Consider the following 16,902-nt stretch of genomic DNA (forward strand, 5'->3'; position numbering starts at 1 on the left):
ACCGAGCAGCCCGATGCCGAAGACCACGTCCACCAAAACCGACCTGTCCGTGCACGTCCCGGTCGCCGACGCGATCGCCGCACTGTTTCACCCGCACGTGGAAGTCGTCATCCACGATCTGGCCACATTGACGATCGCCCACATCGCCAATCCGATATCCAAGCGACGCGCAGGCGACAGTTCCGCTGCGGATCGTTTTCCGGACACCACGCTGGAGCAGGCGGTGATCGGCCCGTACCGGACCACCACGTCGACCGGTCGCAACCTCCGTTCGATCACGGCAGTGCTGCGGAACGGCCAAGACGCGCCCCACGGGATGATGTGCGTCAACTTCGACGTGTCCGTGCTGGAAGATGTGCAGACACGCCTGGCAGGCCTCGCGTTCCTGCCGGGATTCGCCGAGCCGCGTACCTTCTTCCACGACACGTGGCGACAGACACTGGAGCAGATCGTCCGGACCTACGAGACCGAGGAAGGCCGGCCGGCAACTGCGCTCGATGCGGCAGGCAGGACCGCCCTGATCCAGCGGATCGACGATGCGAGGATTTTCGACGTCAGGAACGCGGCGCCCACGGTCGCGGCCCGGCTTGGCATCTCGCGCGCATCGCTCTACAAGTATCTGAAGCAGACCAGGTAACCCGGGCGAACGTCCGCCCTCGCCGTCTCCGTTCTCTCGATCCAGGCCCGCGGGACTGCCTGGGCGCACCGATGACGTACGGGTACGCAATCGCGCTGCCGTCGCGATGCGCGGTCGGTACGCACGCCCTCCCGCCGGGGAGGGCCTTGCGCAGGCTCAATCCGCTCCCAGCAACTCCACCAACCGCGCCAGCGCATCCTCGCCCACGATGTCCTCCGCCAGCAGCGGCAGCTCGAGCGGCGCCAGCGCCGGGAGCGCGTCGCGCAATGTGTCCAGATGCACGGCTTCCTGCTGGTGGCGTTGTCGCAGGAAGACGCCGGCGTCGGCCGGGGTGCGTTTGTTGACCACCAGCCCGGCGACGTCGATGCCGGCACGCGCGAGCTGCGCATGCAGCTCGATCGTCTCCAGCACCGGCAGCCGTTCCGCAGCCAGCACGATGACGAATGCCGTGGTGCCGCCATCGGCCAGCACGCGACGCAGGTGCTGGAACCGTTCGCGACGCCGCTGCAGGATGCCGCGGATGGCCTGGTCGCGGTCCTCCGGCGTGTCCGGTGCGCGCTCGCTGTCGAACACGCGGCGGCCGTGGCCGTCGTCGCGGGCGAGATTGCGCAGCGCAGTATCGAAACGACGGCTCTGCGCCTGCCGGTGCAGCAGGCCGTCGGTCCAGGCCGTCAGCATCTCCGGCAACGCCATCAGGCGCGCGGTGTGCCCGGACGGCGCGGTGTCGAACACGATCAGGTCGTACGCCTGAAGCCCGTGCTCGACCAGTTCGGCGATGCGTTCGAGCAGCGCCGCCTCGTGCATGCCGGGCGCATCGCGCGACAGGTTCAGATGCTTGTCGACCTCGCCGCCCAGATGCGCCGGCATCAGCCGCCGCAACGAACGGGCCACGGTGTCCAGATGCGCACCCACCGTCGCATCGGGATCGATCTCCACCGCGTCCAGCCGCTCGCGCAATGCGACCGGCTGCGGCCCCAACCGGCACTGCCACAGATGACCCAGGTTGTGGGCCGGATCGGTCGACACCAGCAGCACGCGGCGCCCGGCCTGCGCCTGCGCCAGCGCCGTGGCCGAGGCCACCGAGGTCTTGCCCACCCCGCCCTTGCCGCCGAAACAGATCACCCGCCGCGAACGCGCGAGTGTCAGCAGCATCCGATGTGCTCCAGCGGCGAACGCTCCATGCCCATGCGCCGATGCCAGTCGTGGAACCGGTCGTACATGACCGGCATCAGTTCCAGCGTGTGGAATCCGGCGGGATTGGGCACGCCGAGCGATTCGGAGAAGACCATCAGCATCAGCAGGTCCTCCTCGTCACGCTGGGCCCGGGCGATGCCGCGCCGGTACGGCGCGGCGTAGTACTCGTGCAGGCCCGCCTGCAGGCGGGCCCACCAGGTGCCGTCGCGATCAGGCATCGCGGGCGGGCCCGGCGCCCTCGCGCGCTTCGCGCCGGGTCCGGTTGATCACCGTGGCGGCTTCCAGGGCCACCCAGAGCGCGGCGACCAGGATCACCAGGTCCATGCCCACCAGCAGCCAGTTGCCGTCCTCGTAGAACTGCCGCAGCTGCACCAGCAGCGCATAGACGGTCATGATCAGCAGGAACACCAGCGGAATCGCAGTCATCCACGCCGGACGCTTGAGCTGGATCAGGATCACCGACACGATCGACAACGTCAGCGCCGCCATCAACTGGTTGGTGGTGCCGAACAGCGGCCAGATCACCATGCCGCCGGTGCCTTCCTCGCCGGCGCCGAACGCCAGCGCGACGCAGAAGCCCACCGCGATCAACGTGCCGACCACACCGCCCACCCGCAGGCCGGCGATCTCTGCCGCTTCCTGGATCACGTAACGCTGCAGGCGCACGCCACTGTCCATCGTGGTCGCGGCGAACAGCACCACCATCGTCGCCAGCAGGGTGGCGCCCAGCGTGGCCGGGATACCCAGGCCAGCGGTCAGCAGCGTGCTGCCGCCCTGTACGAACGCCGCAACGTTGCCGCCGCCGAACTGATCGTACACCGCCTCCCATTCCACCAGTGACGCGAATCCGGCGGTACAGGCAATGATCGCGGCCAGTGCCAGCAGGCCTTCGCCGACTGCACCACCGTAGCCAATGAACCGGGCATCGGTTTCCTTGTCGAGCTGCTTCGACGTGGTGCCAGATGACACCAGGCCGTGAAACCCGCTGATCGCACCGCATGCGATGGTCACGAACAGCAGCGGCAACAAGCCTGGCGTTCCCGCTGGGACATTGGTGTTGAAGGCCGGCGCAGCCAACGTTGGCGCCGCGAGCACCACGCCCAGGAACAGGATGCCGATCCCGATGCCCAGCTGCATACCGTTGATGTAGTCGCGTGGCTGCAGCAGCATCCACACCGGCAGCATCGACGCGATACCGCAGTAGACGAACAGCAGCAGGATCCACTGCGACCGCTCCGTCAGACCGAACAGGCTCTCCGGCAAGCTCACCGGAACCTGCTCGCCCACCAGCACCATCGCGTACAGGAACGCCAGGCCGATCACCGAAGGCCACAACAGACGAATATTGGTGCGATGCATCAGCTGGCCGATGATCAGCGCTACGATCACCGCACTCCACACCGGAATCACCGAACTCGGCGTGCTGACGAACAGATTGGCGATCACCACCGCGAACGCGGCGTTGACCATCATCAGCAGCAGGAAGATCACCACCAGGAAGAGGTTGCGTCCGCGGGCGCCGATGAAACTGCCGGCCAGGGTGCCGATCGACTTGCCGCGATTGCGCGCGCTCGCCCACAGCGCGCCGAGATCGTGCACGCCGGCGAAGAACACCGTCCCCAGCGCCACCCAGAGGAACGCGGGCGCCCAGCCCCAGATGACCGCGATCGCCGGACCGACGATCGGTGCGGCACCCGCCACCGACGTGGTGTGGTGGGCCCACAGCACGAAGCGGTTGGTCGGCAGGTAGTCGACGTTGTCGCGCATGGTGTGCGCGGGTGTCACGAAGTCCGGATCCAGCCGGTAAATGCGCTCGGCAATGAACTTCGAATAGATGAAATAGCCCAGCAGCATGATGCCCACGCCGAGAACCAGCAGGACGATTGCGTTCATGCCTCTCCCCCACGAAAACGAAGAATCAGCGACCGATCATCACTCACCCGGCAAGTGCGCAGGTCAAAACACGCAAAAATTACGACTAAAGTCGTACCTATTGTCCGGCCATGATGCGCAGGATCTGACCGATGAAATACGCGATGACCGTGCCCGTCGCGTAACCGAACGTGCCGAGCAACACGCCCACTGGCGCGAGCGATGGATGGAATGCGCCCGCCACCACCGGTGCCGATGCCGCCGCGCCGATGTTGCCCATCGAGCCGACGCCGAAGTAGAACAGCGGCGCCTTGAGCAGCTTGGCGACGCCCCAGATCACCAGCACGTGCACCGCCATCCAGATCGCGCCGATGGCCAGCAGCTCCGGCCGGTTGGCCAATTGCATGAAGTCCATCTGCATGCCGATGCACGCGATGAGGAAGTACAGGCACACCGTGCCCAGGCGCGACGCGCCCGCGCTTTCCAGTTCGCGCACACGGGTGAAGCTCAGCAGCAGGCCGATCGCGGTGGAGGTCACGACCACCCAGACGAACGCGGAGTCGAGGCTGAAACGCGACGCCAGCGCCACGTTCGCGCCGAACCAATCCGCAACGGGACTGGAGACCGCATGCGCCAGGCCGACCACGCCGAAACCCACACCGACGATCGCCATCAGGTCGGTCAGCGTGGGAATGCGCGCATTCGCCGCCTCGTAGGCGCTGATGCGTTCGCGCATTTCGTCGAGGGCGCGCGTGTCGGCGCCGTTGCGCGCATCGATCTGCGCGGCACGGTTGGCCAGGAACAGCAGCGTCGCCAACCACAGGCTGGCGAAGGCCACGTCGACCACCGCGAACTGCCCGAACAGCGTCGCATCGACCTCGTAGATCTCGCGAATGGCGACCATGTTCGCGCCACCACCGATCCAGCTGCCCGACAGCGCCGCCATGCCACGCCAGGTATCGCCCGCCATCGCCGCGGGATGCAGCCATTCCATGATCTGGAACGACACCACCGCACCCAGTACCACGCCGAGCGTACCGCCGACGAACACGATCAACAGTTTCGGCCCGAGTCGCAGGATGCCCTTCAGGTCCACCGACAGCGTCAGCAGCACCAGCGCCGCCGGCAACAGGATCCGGCTGGCGATCGGGTTGTACAGCGCGCTGTTCTCCCCGTCGATCAGACCCGCGGTGTTGTACAGGGCCGGCACGAAATAGCACAGCAGCAGTGCCGGCACCCACGCGAAGACCTTCTTCCAGAATGGCGTCGGCCCGCTGGCGAGCCAGAAGATGCCGCCCAGGGTCGCGGCGATCAGGCCGAACACGACGATGTCGTTGGTGATGAGGGCGGTACTGGCGGTGTCGTTCATGCGGAAGGTGCGTCCAGGGAAGACGTGAAGTGGGCAGAGTGCGCGAGGCCGCGCCGCACGGCGGATGCCGGCGCCGATACGCGCGCGCCCCGGCGAAGATCGCCGGGGCGCGCGATGTCACATTGAGACACGATCAGTTCGCGAAGTAGTGCCGCAGCCAGTCGTTGACCGTCTCGTGCCAGTACACGCTGTTGTGCGGCTTGAGCACCCAGTGGTTCTCGTCCGGGAAGTACATCAACCGCGACGGGATGCCCTGCCGCTGCAGCGCGGTGAATGTGCTCAGGCTCTGGTCGACCGGTACGCGGAAGTCGTTCTGACCGGCCACCACCAGCATCGGCACGCGCCACTCGCCGATGTGGCGCGCAGGGTTGAAGCGCTCGTAGCCATCCGGATTGTCGTAGACGGTACCGCCGTGCTCCCACTCGGTGAACCAGAGTTCCTCGGTCACCAGCCCCATCGAACGGGTGTCGAACACTCCGTTGTGGTTGACCAGGCACTTCCATGGCGCATTCCACTGGCTCGCGATCCAGTTGACCATGTAGCCGCCGTAGCTGGCGCCCAGGGCGCAGGCACGGTCGCCGTCGAGGAAGTCGTAGTCGCGCAGCGCCGCGGCCCATCCCTTCTGCAGGTCTTCCAGCGGGCGGTCGCCCCAGTGCTGGCTGATCGCGTCGGTGAAGTCCTGGCCGTAGCCGGTGGAGCCGTGGAAATCGATCATCACCACCGCCCAGCCCTGGCCGGCGTAGGTCTGCGGATTCCAGCGGTAGCTCCAGCCATCGCCGAAGCTGCCCTGCGGGCCGCCGTGGATCAGGAACGCCACCGGATACTGCTCGCCTTCGCGGTAGTTCCAGGGCTTGACCACGTAGCCGTGCACGGTGTTGCCGTTCCAGCCGCGGAAGGTGAACTGCTCGTAGTCGCCCATGCGCACATCCGGCAGGCGTTCGGCCGCATCCGGGGTGATCGCACGCAGCTCGGTCGCATCGGCCGTGGTGGTGTAGATGACGTCGCCGCTGCGCATCGTATTGCGCGCCACGGCCAGCGTCTGTCCCGCCACATCGAACGACGACACCGAACCCTCGCCGATCAGCCGGGTCACGTCGCCGCTGGCGATATCGATGCGGAACAGCGGGTACTCACCGGTGTCCTGCGCGGCGGCGTAAAGCGCCTGGCCATCGGCGCTCACCGCCAGGCTGCTGGGCGAGCGGTCCCAGTCCGGCGCGATCTCGCGCGCCTGCCCGCTGGCGAGATCGAGCGCCATGATCGCGTAGCGGTCGGCCTCGAACCCGGGTCGCTGCATCGCCCGGTAGAACAGCGTGCCGCCGTCGGCGCTGAACACCGGGCCGGTGTCCCAGGCCGGGTTGGCCTCGGTGAGATTGACCGGTGCGCGCGCCCCGGCCGGGTCCAGCCGATAGAGATCGAAGTTGGTCGACCACGGCGCCGCGGCACCGGCGACACGCACGCTGGCGACGAGGCTGCCGCCGTCGGGCGCCCACGCATAGTCCTCGGCACCACCGAACGGCTTGGCGGGAATGTCGCCGTCCAGCGCCTGGCTGACCGCCGTGGCGGATGTGGTGGCCGCGGCGCCCTCGCCTGACACGGGCGCCACGTAAAGCCGGCTGAGGCGGCCGTCGTTCCAGGTATCCCAGTGGCGTACGAACAACTGGTCGTAGGTGACGCCACTGACCTTCGAGGCCTCGTGCCCGTCCAGGCGCGCCTTGCTGCAGGCGAACACGTCGGCCTCGCCGGCGCAATCGGTGAACACGTCCGCACTGAACGCCACGCGGGTGCCGTCGGGCGACAGCTGGTAGCTGCCGATGTCCAGCGCGAAGTCGGTGACCTGCCGCGGCTCGCCGCCGGTGGCCGGCATCGCGTACACCTGCTGGGTGCCGTGCTTTCCGCTGAGGAAATACAGCGTGGCGCCGTCGGGCGAGAAGGTCGGCGAATTGACCGCCCAGCCTTCCGGCGTGATCCGCTGCGGCGGCCGCAGATCGCGCGTGCGCAGGTCGCGCAGGTACAGCGCGGTGCCGGACGCATCGCCTTCCAGGTCGACGGTCCGCTCGACGAAGACCAGCCGGCCGCCATCGGGCGACAGCGTGGGCGACGACACCCGGGTCAGCGACACCAGGTCGCGCGGTTGCAGGCCACGCTCGGCCTGCGCCTGGAGCGGCAGCAGAGCCGTCAGGCACAGCGGCAGCAGGGCGGTACGGAACTTCATGGGCGGCTCTCTCCGTCGATCGGCATCGGCGGATGTTAGCCGATGCCGCGCCGTCGCCGGTTTTGCCGTGTCCCGCGGCTAGCGGCGCAGAGCCGCCGGCCTCAGGACGCGGCCTGCCGCCCGCCGATATGACGGTGCAGGAAATCCAGCAGCCGGCGATAGAACTCCCGCCGGTGCTCGACGTTGTAGAAGCCGTGCCCTTCGTTCGGGTAATACAGGGTTTCCACCGGCACGTCGGCGCGCTTCAGGGCGCGCTCCATCAGCCGGGTATGCTCGACCGGGGCGATCATGTCCTCGCCACCGGCGGCGAGAAACACCGGCACGCCGATCCCGTCGGCCAGCCGGGTCGGCGATGCGGCCGCCAGCGTCGCGGTGTCGGTGCCCAGCCACTCGCCGGTCCAGGTACTGGCCGAGCGCCCCTGCCGGCGGTTTTCCGTCCGGATTCGCGGCAGGTCGTAGACGCCGACATAGCCCGCTGCGCAGCGATAGAGTTCCGGTGCCCGCACCGTGCCCATCAGGGCCGCGTAAGCGCCGTAACTGGCGCCGTAGATGCAGATGCGATCCGGATCGGCGATGCCCTGCTCGACCGCCCAGCGGGTCGCATCGGTCACATCGTCCTGCATCCGCCCGCCCCACTCGCGCGCGCCGGCGTGGCGGAAGGCACGCCCGTAATTGCCCGAGCCGCGGAAGTTGATCTGCAGCACCGCGTAGCCGGCGGCCGCGAGAATCTGGCTGTCGGTATCGTAGCCCCAGGTATCGAAGATGCCATAGGGACCGCCGTGCGGCAGGACCACCAACGGCAGGTCACGCGCGTCGGTATCCCGCGGCACGGTCAGGAAACCGTGCAGCGGCAGGCCGTCGCGAGCGCGCAACGACACGCCGCGCCGGTTCGCCATCTGCGCGGGGTCGATGGCGGCACTGCGCGCGAACACGAAATCCGCACCCTTGGTGCGGCTGTCGAACTCATAATACGACCCGGGGTCCACATCGCTGCCGACCCGTACCAGACGGATGCCGCCGTCGCGAGTGGCGGACGTGACCGAAACCGTCTGGTCGGCGAACGCGGCCTGCAGGCTGCGCAGCATGCGGGCCTGCGGCGCTTCCGGGTCGAAGAACGCCACGCGCGGCTGTGCGCCGTGGAAGTAAGCACCGATGGGGGCACCCGCCGCATCGACGTACACCGGCACCGGATCCAGCACCGCATCGCGCAACAGCTCGCGCCGTTCGCCGCTGGCGATGTCGAGCGCGACGATGCTGTCCGGCCCTGTCGCATGCTCCACCTGCAGGTAGGCGGTGGTGTCGTCGGGCGAGAACCCGAGCGGCACGACCAGGCCGCCGCTCTCGCGCTGGTCGTTGATCAACATCCACGGCGCATCGTCGCCCGCCCGCAGATAGGTCCGCGAGACGTTGTCGGTATTGGACCCGTAGGCGAAGCGCACCGTACCGGTGTTGTCGGTGACGTAGTCGGCCCAGGCCACGGGGGCGGACGTCACCCGCGAGCGCCGACCGCTGTAGACGTCCATGCGCTCGACGACCGTGCTCGGATCGCGACCGATCGCATGCACGCGGATCAACACCGAACGATCGTCGCCCGGCAGGGTGTCGATCAGGTGCGCGGCGACCAGGCCTTCCTGCTTGCGCGAGATGAGCCGGCTTCCGGTCTGTTCCACCCGGCCCCGCCAGCCGATCAGCAGATCCCGCCGCGAACCGTCCGCATTGATCGCGTAGAGCTCGCCGGTGGGCAGCGCATCCTCGCGGCTGCCGAAATTCTCCGCGACCGCGATCAGGACCCGCTCCGGATTCACCCACCAGAAGTCGTGGATGTCGGTCCCCCGGGAAAAGCGGAACGTCGCCGTCACCTCGCGGTCGGCGCGACGCATGATGACCAGGCCGTACTGCGCCTCGAGCTGCACGGTCATGGCGTAGTACTCGCCGGTCGGCGACAGCTTGATGGTGCCGAAGGAGTCGTCGGCCACGTACCGGCCGAGATCCACACCCGCGCGCGCAGGCGCGAACCACGCACAACACAACGCCAGGCCGAGCACGGCCAGCCCCTTGACCCACTTCATCACGCCCCCTGACTTGTCACCGATCCCTGGAAGACGGTCCGTCCGAGCGGACCGCGCGCCGCATTTTGCAGCCGGACGCCCGTGACCACCAGCCCTCGGGCGGGTATCCGGGCGCCCGTTGTCCTGAAAGGGCGCGCGTGCCTCAGCCTGCGCCGTAGTAGGTCGGTGCGCCGGGACCGACGGGCAGGCCGAGGCCGAACACCCACAGGAAGAACAGCGCCGTCCAGCCGACGAAGAACACCACCGAATACGGCAGCATCATCGCGATCAGCGTACCCACGCCGATGTCGCGCTGATAGCGCGCGGCGAAGGCCATGATCAGGCCGAAGTAGCTCATCATCGGCGTGATCAGGTTGGTGACCGAATCGCCGATCCGGTACGCCGCCTGGACCACCTCCGGGCTGTAGCCGATGAGCATCAGCATCGGCACGAAGATCGGCGCCGTCACCGCCCACTGGGCCGACGCCGACCCGAGCGACAGATTGATCAATGCGCAGATCGCGATGAAGGCCAGGAACACCGATGGCCCGGTCAGGCCGATGGTCTGCAGCGTGTTGGACCCCAGCACCGCCATGACCTGGCCGAGCTGGGTCCAGTTGAAGAACGCGACGAACTGCGCGGCGAAGAACACCAGCACGATGTACAGACTCAGCGTGCCCATCGATTTCGCCATCGCATCGATCACGTCGCGGTCGCTGCGGATGGTTCGCATCAACCAGCCGTAGACGATGCCCGGCACAGCAAAGAACACCGCCACGAGCACCACGATACCGGTCAGGAACGGTCGCAGGCTGCCCAGCGTGTCGTCGACCCCGGGCAGTCGGAGCCACCCTTGCGTGGGCACCACCAATGCCGCGATCGCCGCGGCGATGACCAGTGCCGCGACGCCCGCCCAGCGCAAGGCGCGCCTCTCGTCCACGCCCAGCGGCGCCATGCTCACCGGCTCGGCATCCGGATCGAGCTGCGTCGGATCGTACGGACCGAGTTTTGGCTCGACGATACGCGCGGTGACGAACCAGCCCATGGCGGTGACCACGAAGGTACTGACGAACATGAAGTACCAGTTCACCGCCGCATGCACTTCGTAATCGGGATCGAGCAGCCGCGCGGCCTCCTGGGTGATGCCGGCCAGCAGGGGATCGACGGTGCCGATCAACAGGTTCGCGCTGTAGCCGCCCGACACCCCCGCGAACGCGGCGGCCAACCCGGCCAACGGGTGCCGGCCGAGCGCGTGGAAGATCGCCGCCGCCAGCGGAATCACCACCACGTACCCCATCTCGGAAGCGGTGTTGGACAACACCGCCGCGAACACGATCACCACGGTCACGAGGTTTTTCGGCGCCCCCAGCACCAGCGCCTTGATCGCCGCGGTCAGCAGACCGGAGCGCTCGGCGATGCCCACGCCCAGCATCGCCACCAGCACGGTGCCCAGCGGCACGAAACCGGTGAAGTTGGTCACCAGCCCGGTCACGATGCGGCGCAGGCCTTCCGGATCGAGCAGGCTGATCACCCGGATCACACCGTCCGCCGCACGCCCGGACGTCCCCTCCGGGCGCGGGTCGGGCACGCTGACACCCAACGTGCCGAGCACACCGGACAACAACAGGATCAACAACGACAACAACGCGAACAGCGTGACCGGATGCGGCAACAGGTTGCCGAGCCATTCGACGGTATTCAGCAGGCGGGTGATGGCACTGGACTGGGTCGAGGCGGCCGGCGCCGGCTTCTGCTGCGTCATCGTGGAATCGGGTGTGAGCGTGGTCGCAGTCTAGGGGCTGCCGCGGCACGCGGTCCAATGCCGACCCACCCGAGCACGACGTGCTGCGATGCGGCATGGCCCATCCCCGCCGGCCCAGACATTCGCCGCTGCTCGACCCGATCCGCGGATGACGGGCTAGGCCGGAGGCGGCCCTGCAGGCACGCGATGCGGATCGACCGACGTTCCGACCCGGACCGGAACCGTCTTGGACGCAGGCACTTGACTGTCGATCGCATGATGGGCGACGGGCACCAGCGGATTGCACTCGGGATAGTAGGCCGCGACGCACCCTTCCGGCAGCGCGTACGACGTGACGCGCAGGCCCCCTACTTCACGATGCACGCCGTCGTCCGCATCGCCGATCAGGCTGATCTCCTGCCCGTCCCGCAGGCCGAGCCGCCGGATGTCGGCCGGGCTCATCATCACCACCCGCCGCGTTCCCTCGATGCCGCGGAAGCGATCACGATATCCGTAGACGGTCGTGTTGAACTGGTCGTTGCTGCGCAATGTGATGAGCCGAAGCCGCCCGTCGCGATCCTCGAATCCGGTGGCCGACAACAGTGCCACCGCATGGAACTCGGCCTTGCCGCTGTCGGTGTGCCAGATCCGCTCGCGCGCGCCATTCGGCCGGGCGAACCCCCCCGGTGTGCCCAGCCGGGCATTGAAGTCCTTGAACTGGTCGGGATAGGTCGTCTCGATCGCGTCGCGCACGCGGGCATAGTCGCGCGCCCACAAGGCCCAGGGCACCTTCGGATTGTCCGGCAGGGCCGCCCGGGCGATGCCCGCCACGATGGCGGGTTCGGCCAGCAGGTCGCCGCGCGGCGGCGTCTGCACGCCTTTCGACCGGTGGATGCGCGCGGTGCTGTCCTCCGTCGAAACCACCTGCTCCATACCGGCCTGCACATCGCGCTCGATGCGACTCAGGCACGGCAGCAGCAGCGCGACCTCGCCATTGACGAGGTGACTGCGATTGAGCTTCGTCGCGATCTGGACGGTCAGACGCAGCCGGCGCCAGTCCGCCTCCAGCCGCGTGGTGTCCGGCGCGGCGCGCAGGAAGTTGCCCCCGAGGCCGATGAATCCCTGCACCTCGCCGGCGAGCACGCCCTCCACCGTCTCGACGGTGGTCAGCCCCTTGTCGCGCGGGGCGGTGAAGCCGTATTGCGCCTCCAGCCGGTCGAGCGGGACCAGCTCGGGCTTCTCGCTGATGCCGACGGTCCGCTGGCCCTGCACGTTCGAATGCCCACGCACGGGGCACACGCCGGCGCCGGGACGACCGACATTGCCGCGCATCAGGGCGAGATTGCACAGCAGGCGGACGTTGTCCACGCCGTGTCGGTGCTGGGTCAGTCCCATGCCGTACACGAGGATCGCCGACGCCGACTCGGCGTAGAGACGCGCGGCATCGCGGATCGCCTCGACGGACAGGCCGGATTCGCGTTCGATCGCGGGCCATGCCAACGCGCGCAGCTGGCGCTCGAGCGCGTCGAAGCCGTGCGTATGCCCGGCGATGAAGTCCACGTCGATCACGCGCGTCGCGCCCGTCGCGCGCGCCAGGTCGTCGAGCTCCAGCACCGCCTTGCACAGGCCCTGCAACAAGGCGGGATCGCCGCCCGCACGGGGCTGGTGATACACCGAGCTGATCCGCGTCCCGCCCCCACCCAGCATCTCCACGGGAGATTGCGGATTCGTGAAACGCTCCCATCCGCGCTCGCGCAGTGGGTTGAACGTCACGATCGGGACCCCGCGCTTGCTCGCCTCCTGCAGCGGATGCAGCATCCGCGGGCTGTTGGTGCCCACGTTCTGGCCGAACGAGAAGATGCAGTCGGTGCTGTCGAAATCCTCGAGATGCACCGTGCCGACCGGGACACCCAGACTGCGCGGCAGGCCCACAGAGGTGCTCTCGTGGCACATGTTGGAGCTGTCAGGCAGATTGTTGTTGCCGTACAGGCGCGCGAGCAGCGCGTACATGTACGACGTCTCCAGCGAGGCACGCCCGGACGCGTAGAAGACCACCTGCTTGGGGTCGAGCTCGCGCAGGGTGCGGCCGATCAACTCGAACGCCTCGTCCCACGAGATGCGGACATAGCGGTCGGTGCGTCCGTCGTAGCGCAGCGGCTCGGTCAGTCGACCCTGCCGCTCCAGGTCGTAGTCGGCCCAGCCGAGCAGCTCGGCCACGGGATGACGCTCGAAAAACGCGGCATCGATGCGGCCACCCTGCAGATCCCAGAACGTCGCCTTGGCACCGTTCTCGCAGAACTCGAACGGATGCGGCTCCTTGGGCTTGGCCCACGAGCAGCTGACGCAGGTGAAACCGTCCGCCTTGTTCTGCTTGCGCAGCGCCCACAGCGCCCGCGCGGTCTTCACCCGCCGCCGGAACGCATGACGGACGAGCGAGCGGAGCGACCCCCAACCTCCGGCGGGCGCCGTGTAACGCTTGAACCTGGGCCGCGCGAACATGGTCACCACCGTCGTTCCGGACCCCTCGGGTATACCTGCCCCACGGGCAAGCGCGGGTGAAACCCGGGACGGCTGCTCAGGCCTCGAACAGACGCGGCCCGCTGCCCTCCTCGCCCAGTCGGTCTTCCGGATTGCGCAGCGGGCACACCTTGAGCGACAGGCAACCGCAGCCGATGCAGCCGTCCAGATCGTCGCGCAAATGGATGAGCTGCGCGATGCGCGCATCGAGATCCTCGCGCCAGCGCTTCGACAGCCGCGTCCAATCCGCCACGGTCGGCGTCCGCCCCTCGGGCAGGGTGTCGAGCGCGGCGCGGATATCCGCCAGCGGGATCCCCGCCCGCTGGCCGACCTTGATCACCGCCACCCGCCGCAGCACGTCGCGCGGATAGCGCCGCTGGTTGCCGGCCGTGCGCAGGCTGCGGATGAGTCCCTTCTTCTCGTAGAAGTGCAGCGCCGACACCGCGACGCCACTACGTGCTGCGAGCTCGCCGACCGCCAGCTCCTGAACGCTCCTCGGCACACTCATCCCGATTCCTTTACCTCAACATTTGTACAGGTTTTACCCTGCGCGGCACGTTCACGCAAACCGGGGCCACATGACCACGTCCGCCATGCCAGCGTCCGCGCTCGAATCCGCCGCGTTCCAGCCGGCCACCCTGCGCCTGGCTGTCCTGCTCGGCAGCAACCGCGCCCCACGGCTGTGCGACACCGTCGCCGCCTGGGCCGGCACCGAAATCGCGCGCCACGGGGACTTCGAGGTCGATCTGTTCGACCCGCGCGCGCTCGACCTGCCGCAGGCGCTTCCGCGCGTACCCGATGCGGCCACGCGGGCGATGCGCGACAGGCTCGACCACGCCGACGCCGTCCTGGTGATCACTCCGGAGTACAACCACGGCTATCCGGCGCCGCTCAAACAGATCGTCGATGCCGCGCACGGGGAATGGCAGGCCAAACCGGTCGCGTTCGTCAGTTATGGCGGACATTCCGGCGGCCTGCGTGCGGTGGAGCAGCTGCGCCAGGTGTTTTCCGCCCTTCACGCGGTGCCGGTCCACGACAGCCTGATGCTGACCGGCGCGGCACAACGCTTCGACGCCCACGGCAGACCGCACGACGATGACGCCTGCCGACGGGCCCTGCAGGCGATGCTGGCACAATTGCGCTGGTGGGCCCTGGCACTGCGCGCCGCGCGGGCCCGCGAACCCTATCCGGCTCACCGGGTTTGAAGCTCCGCGCCACCGCCCCCACATCCTCCGTTTCCGCGCTGCCGGCCACCGCCCGGCGCGCACTGCTCCCAGGACGCTCCATGCTGCGCTGGTTCGAATCCCGTCTCGACCCCTTCCCCACCGACGCGCCGACGCAACCGCCGCGCGGCCTGCTCGCGTTCTGCCGCCACTACACGCGCGGCGCGGAGGGCTGGTTGATCCTCATGGCGATCCTGGCGGCCGCCGGCGCGATCGCCGAAGTGGTGATGTACGCCTTCGTCGGCTCGCTGGTCGACCGCCTGGCCGAACAGACCCCCGCCACCTTCCTCGACGCCCATGGCGGCGCGCTGATGTGGATGGCCGTGCTGGTGCTGCTGGTGATGCCGGCACTGACCTGGCTGTACTCGCTGGTCGTCCACCAGACCCTGCTCGGCAATTATCCGATGCGGATCCGCTGGAACGTGCACCGGTATCTGCTGCGGCAGTCGATGAGCTACTTCCAGGACGAGTTCGCCGGCCGCATCGCCACCAAACTGATGCAGACGTCGCTGGCCGTGCGCGAGACGGTGATCAAGCTGCTCGACGTCGGCATCTACGTCGGCGTCTATCTCGGCGGCGCGCTGGTGGTGGCCGCCGCTGCGGACTGGCGGCTGATGCTGCCCTTCGCCGGCTGGGTGCTGGCCTACGCCGGCATGATGGTCTATTTCGTGCCGCGGCTGGGCCGGGTGGCCACCGCACAGGCCGATGCGCGCTCGGTGATGACCGGGCGCGTCGTGGACAGCTACACCAACATCGCCACGGTGAAGCTGTTCTCCCATTCGCGACGCGAACAGGCCTACGCCCACGATGCGATGAGCGGTTTCCTGGACACCGTGCACCGGCAGATGCGCCTGTCCACCTGGTACAACGCGATCAACTACACGCTCAACATGGCGCTGCTGTTCGCGGTGACCGCACTCGGCATCTGGTTGTGGATGGGCGGCGCGGTCAGCACCGGCGCGATCGCGGTGGCGATCGCCTTCGTCCTGCGCATCCTCGGCATGTCGCAGTGGATCATGTGGGAGATGTCGGCGCTGTTCGAGAACATCGGCACCGTGCGCGACGGCATCAACTCCATCTCGCTCGCCCCCACGGTCGACGATGCGTCCGATGCACGACCGCTGCCACACGTCGAGGGCGATATCCGCTTCGAGCATGTCGGCTTCCATTACGGCAAGGGCAGCGGGGTCATCGACCGGCTCGACCTGCACGTCCGTCCGGGCGAGAAGATCGGCGTCGTCGGGCGCTCCGGTGCCGGCAAGTCCACCCTGGTGAACCTGCTGCTGCGCTTCCACGATGTGGAATCCGGCCGCATCCGCATCGACGGCCACGACATCGCCCAGCTGCGCCAGGACGACCTGCGCGCGCAGATCGGCGTGGTCACCCAGGACACCTCGCTGCTGCACCGCTCGGTGCGCGACAACATCCTCTACGGCCGACCGGACGCGGGCGAGGCGGAGATGCTGGAGGCGGCGCGGCAGGCGAGCGCGCACGAGTTCATCCTCGATCTCGTCGACGCCCAGGGCCGACGCGGTTACGACGCCCACGTCGGCGAGCGCGGCGTCAAGCTGTCCGGCGGCCAGCGCCAGCGCATCGCGATCGCGCGGGTGTTGCTGAAGAACGCACCGATCCTGGCATTGGACGAGGCCACCTCGGCACTGGACTCGGAAGTCGAAGCGGTCATCCAGGAGAACCTGACCCGGCTGATGACCGGCAAGACCGTCATCGCGATTGCGCACCGGCTGTCGACGATCGCGGCGATGGACCGGCTGATCGTGATGGACCGTGGCGCTATCGTCGAGCATGGCACCCATGACGAGCTGGTCGCTGCGGGCGGCATCTACGCCCAGTTGTGGGCACGCCAGTCCGGTGGGTTCATCGATCCGGGCCAGGAGACCGGCGCGCCCCCCGTCCGCCCCATCGACGCTGACTGATTCCCGGCCTGGTCTCGTCGCCGCTCTGGCCGAGCGGCCCGCCGGTGACGCCGCGGCGGGCGGTCCGGCGTCGCGCACCTCGACGCCGGCAAAGCCTGACGATCAGCGCATGCCCGTGGTGCGGCGGGGGGGGCCCCCCCCCCCGGCCGGCGCCC

General features: G+C 68.2%; 12 protein-coding genes. 3 read left to right on the forward strand and 9 right to left on the reverse strand.

Going from position 1 to position 16,902, the window contains the following annotated elements; genetic code table 11:
* The first annotated feature begins 13 nt into the window (after positions 1-13).
* Complete coding sequence (locus tag RG19_RS10935) at positions 14-637, forward strand: helix-turn-helix transcriptional regulator (RefSeq protein WP_058835292.1); 624 nt, start codon at positions 14-16, stop codon at positions 635-637.
* Between the two features lie 156 nt (positions 638-793).
* Here the strand turns inward: RG19_RS10935 and RG19_RS10940 are convergent, their stop codons facing one another.
* The 9 genes from RG19_RS10940 to soxR form a co-directional block, all read right to left on the reverse strand.
* The gene (locus tag RG19_RS10940; protein WP_058835293.1) at positions 794-1,789 is read right to left on the reverse strand and encodes an ArsA family ATPase; all 996 of its coding nucleotides are present in this window, start codon (positions 1,787-1,789) and stop codon (positions 794-796) included.
* Complete coding sequence (locus RG19_RS10945; protein WP_058835294.1) at positions 1,780-2,049, reverse strand: cory-CC-star protein; 270 nt, start codon at positions 2,047-2,049, stop codon at positions 1,780-1,782. The genes RG19_RS10940 and RG19_RS10945 overlap by 10 nt, the downstream gene beginning before the upstream one ends.
* Positions 2,042-3,724 carry a carbon starvation CstA family protein gene (locus tag RG19_RS10950; protein WP_058835295.1) on the reverse strand — a complete coding sequence of 561 codons (1,683 nt, stop codon included), beginning with the start codon at positions 3,722-3,724 and terminating at the stop codon, positions 2,042-2,044. The genes RG19_RS10945 and RG19_RS10950 overlap by 8 nt, the downstream gene beginning before the upstream one ends.
* Positions 3,725-3,821: 97 nt before the next feature.
* A complete protein-coding gene (locus tag RG19_RS10955) occupies positions 3,822-5,072 on the reverse strand; it encodes a DUF819 family protein (protein ID WP_058835296.1) in 1,251 nt (416 codons plus the stop codon).
* A gap of 133 nt (positions 5,073-5,205) precedes the next feature.
* Positions 5,206-7,284 (reverse strand): S9 family peptidase, encoded by a 2,079-nt coding sequence (locus tag RG19_RS10960; protein WP_058835297.1) that lies wholly within the window; start codon positions 7,282-7,284, stop codon positions 5,206-5,208.
* 101 nt (positions 7,285-7,385) lie between these two features.
* Complete coding sequence (locus tag RG19_RS10965) at positions 7,386-9,353, reverse strand: alpha/beta hydrolase family protein (RefSeq protein WP_157515241.1); 1,968 nt, start codon at positions 9,351-9,353, stop codon at positions 7,386-7,388.
* Between the two features lie 142 nt (positions 9,354-9,495).
* Positions 9,496-11,094, reverse strand: a complete 1,599-nt coding sequence (locus RG19_RS10970) for an AbgT family transporter (RefSeq protein ID WP_058835298.1) — start codon at positions 11,092-11,094, stop codon at positions 9,496-9,498.
* Positions 11,095-11,250: 156 nt separating this feature from the next.
* Positions 11,251-13,572: an FdhF/YdeP family oxidoreductase gene (locus RG19_RS10975; protein ID WP_058835299.1), complete on the reverse strand. Its 2,322-nt coding sequence runs from the start codon at positions 13,570-13,572 to the stop codon at positions 11,251-11,253.
* Between the two features lie 76 nt (positions 13,573-13,648).
* On the reverse strand, positions 13,649-14,098 hold the full coding sequence (gene soxR / locus RG19_RS10980; protein ID WP_058835300.1) for a redox-sensitive transcriptional activator SoxR: 450 nt from the start codon (positions 14,096-14,098) through the stop codon (positions 13,649-13,651).
* Between the two features lie 70 nt (positions 14,099-14,168).
* Between soxR and RG19_RS10985 the strand changes: the two genes are divergently transcribed.
* Together RG19_RS10985 and RG19_RS10990 are read left to right on the forward strand one after the other, a co-directional pair.
* Complete coding sequence (locus tag RG19_RS10985; RefSeq protein ID WP_082672615.1) at positions 14,169-14,795, forward strand: NADPH-dependent FMN reductase; 627 nt, start codon at positions 14,169-14,171, stop codon at positions 14,793-14,795.
* Between the two features lie 80 nt (positions 14,796-14,875).
* The gene (locus RG19_RS10990; RefSeq protein WP_058835301.1) at positions 14,876-16,747 is read left to right on the forward strand and encodes an ABC transporter ATP-binding protein; all 1,872 of its coding nucleotides are present in this window, start codon (positions 14,876-14,878) and stop codon (positions 16,745-16,747) included.
* Positions 16,748-16,902 lie beyond the last annotated feature (155 nt).

This window comes from Luteimonas abyssi, from assembly GCF_001482195.1.
Taxonomy (GTDB): Bacteria; Pseudomonadota; Gammaproteobacteria; order Xanthomonadales; family Xanthomonadaceae; genus Luteimonas; species Luteimonas abyssi.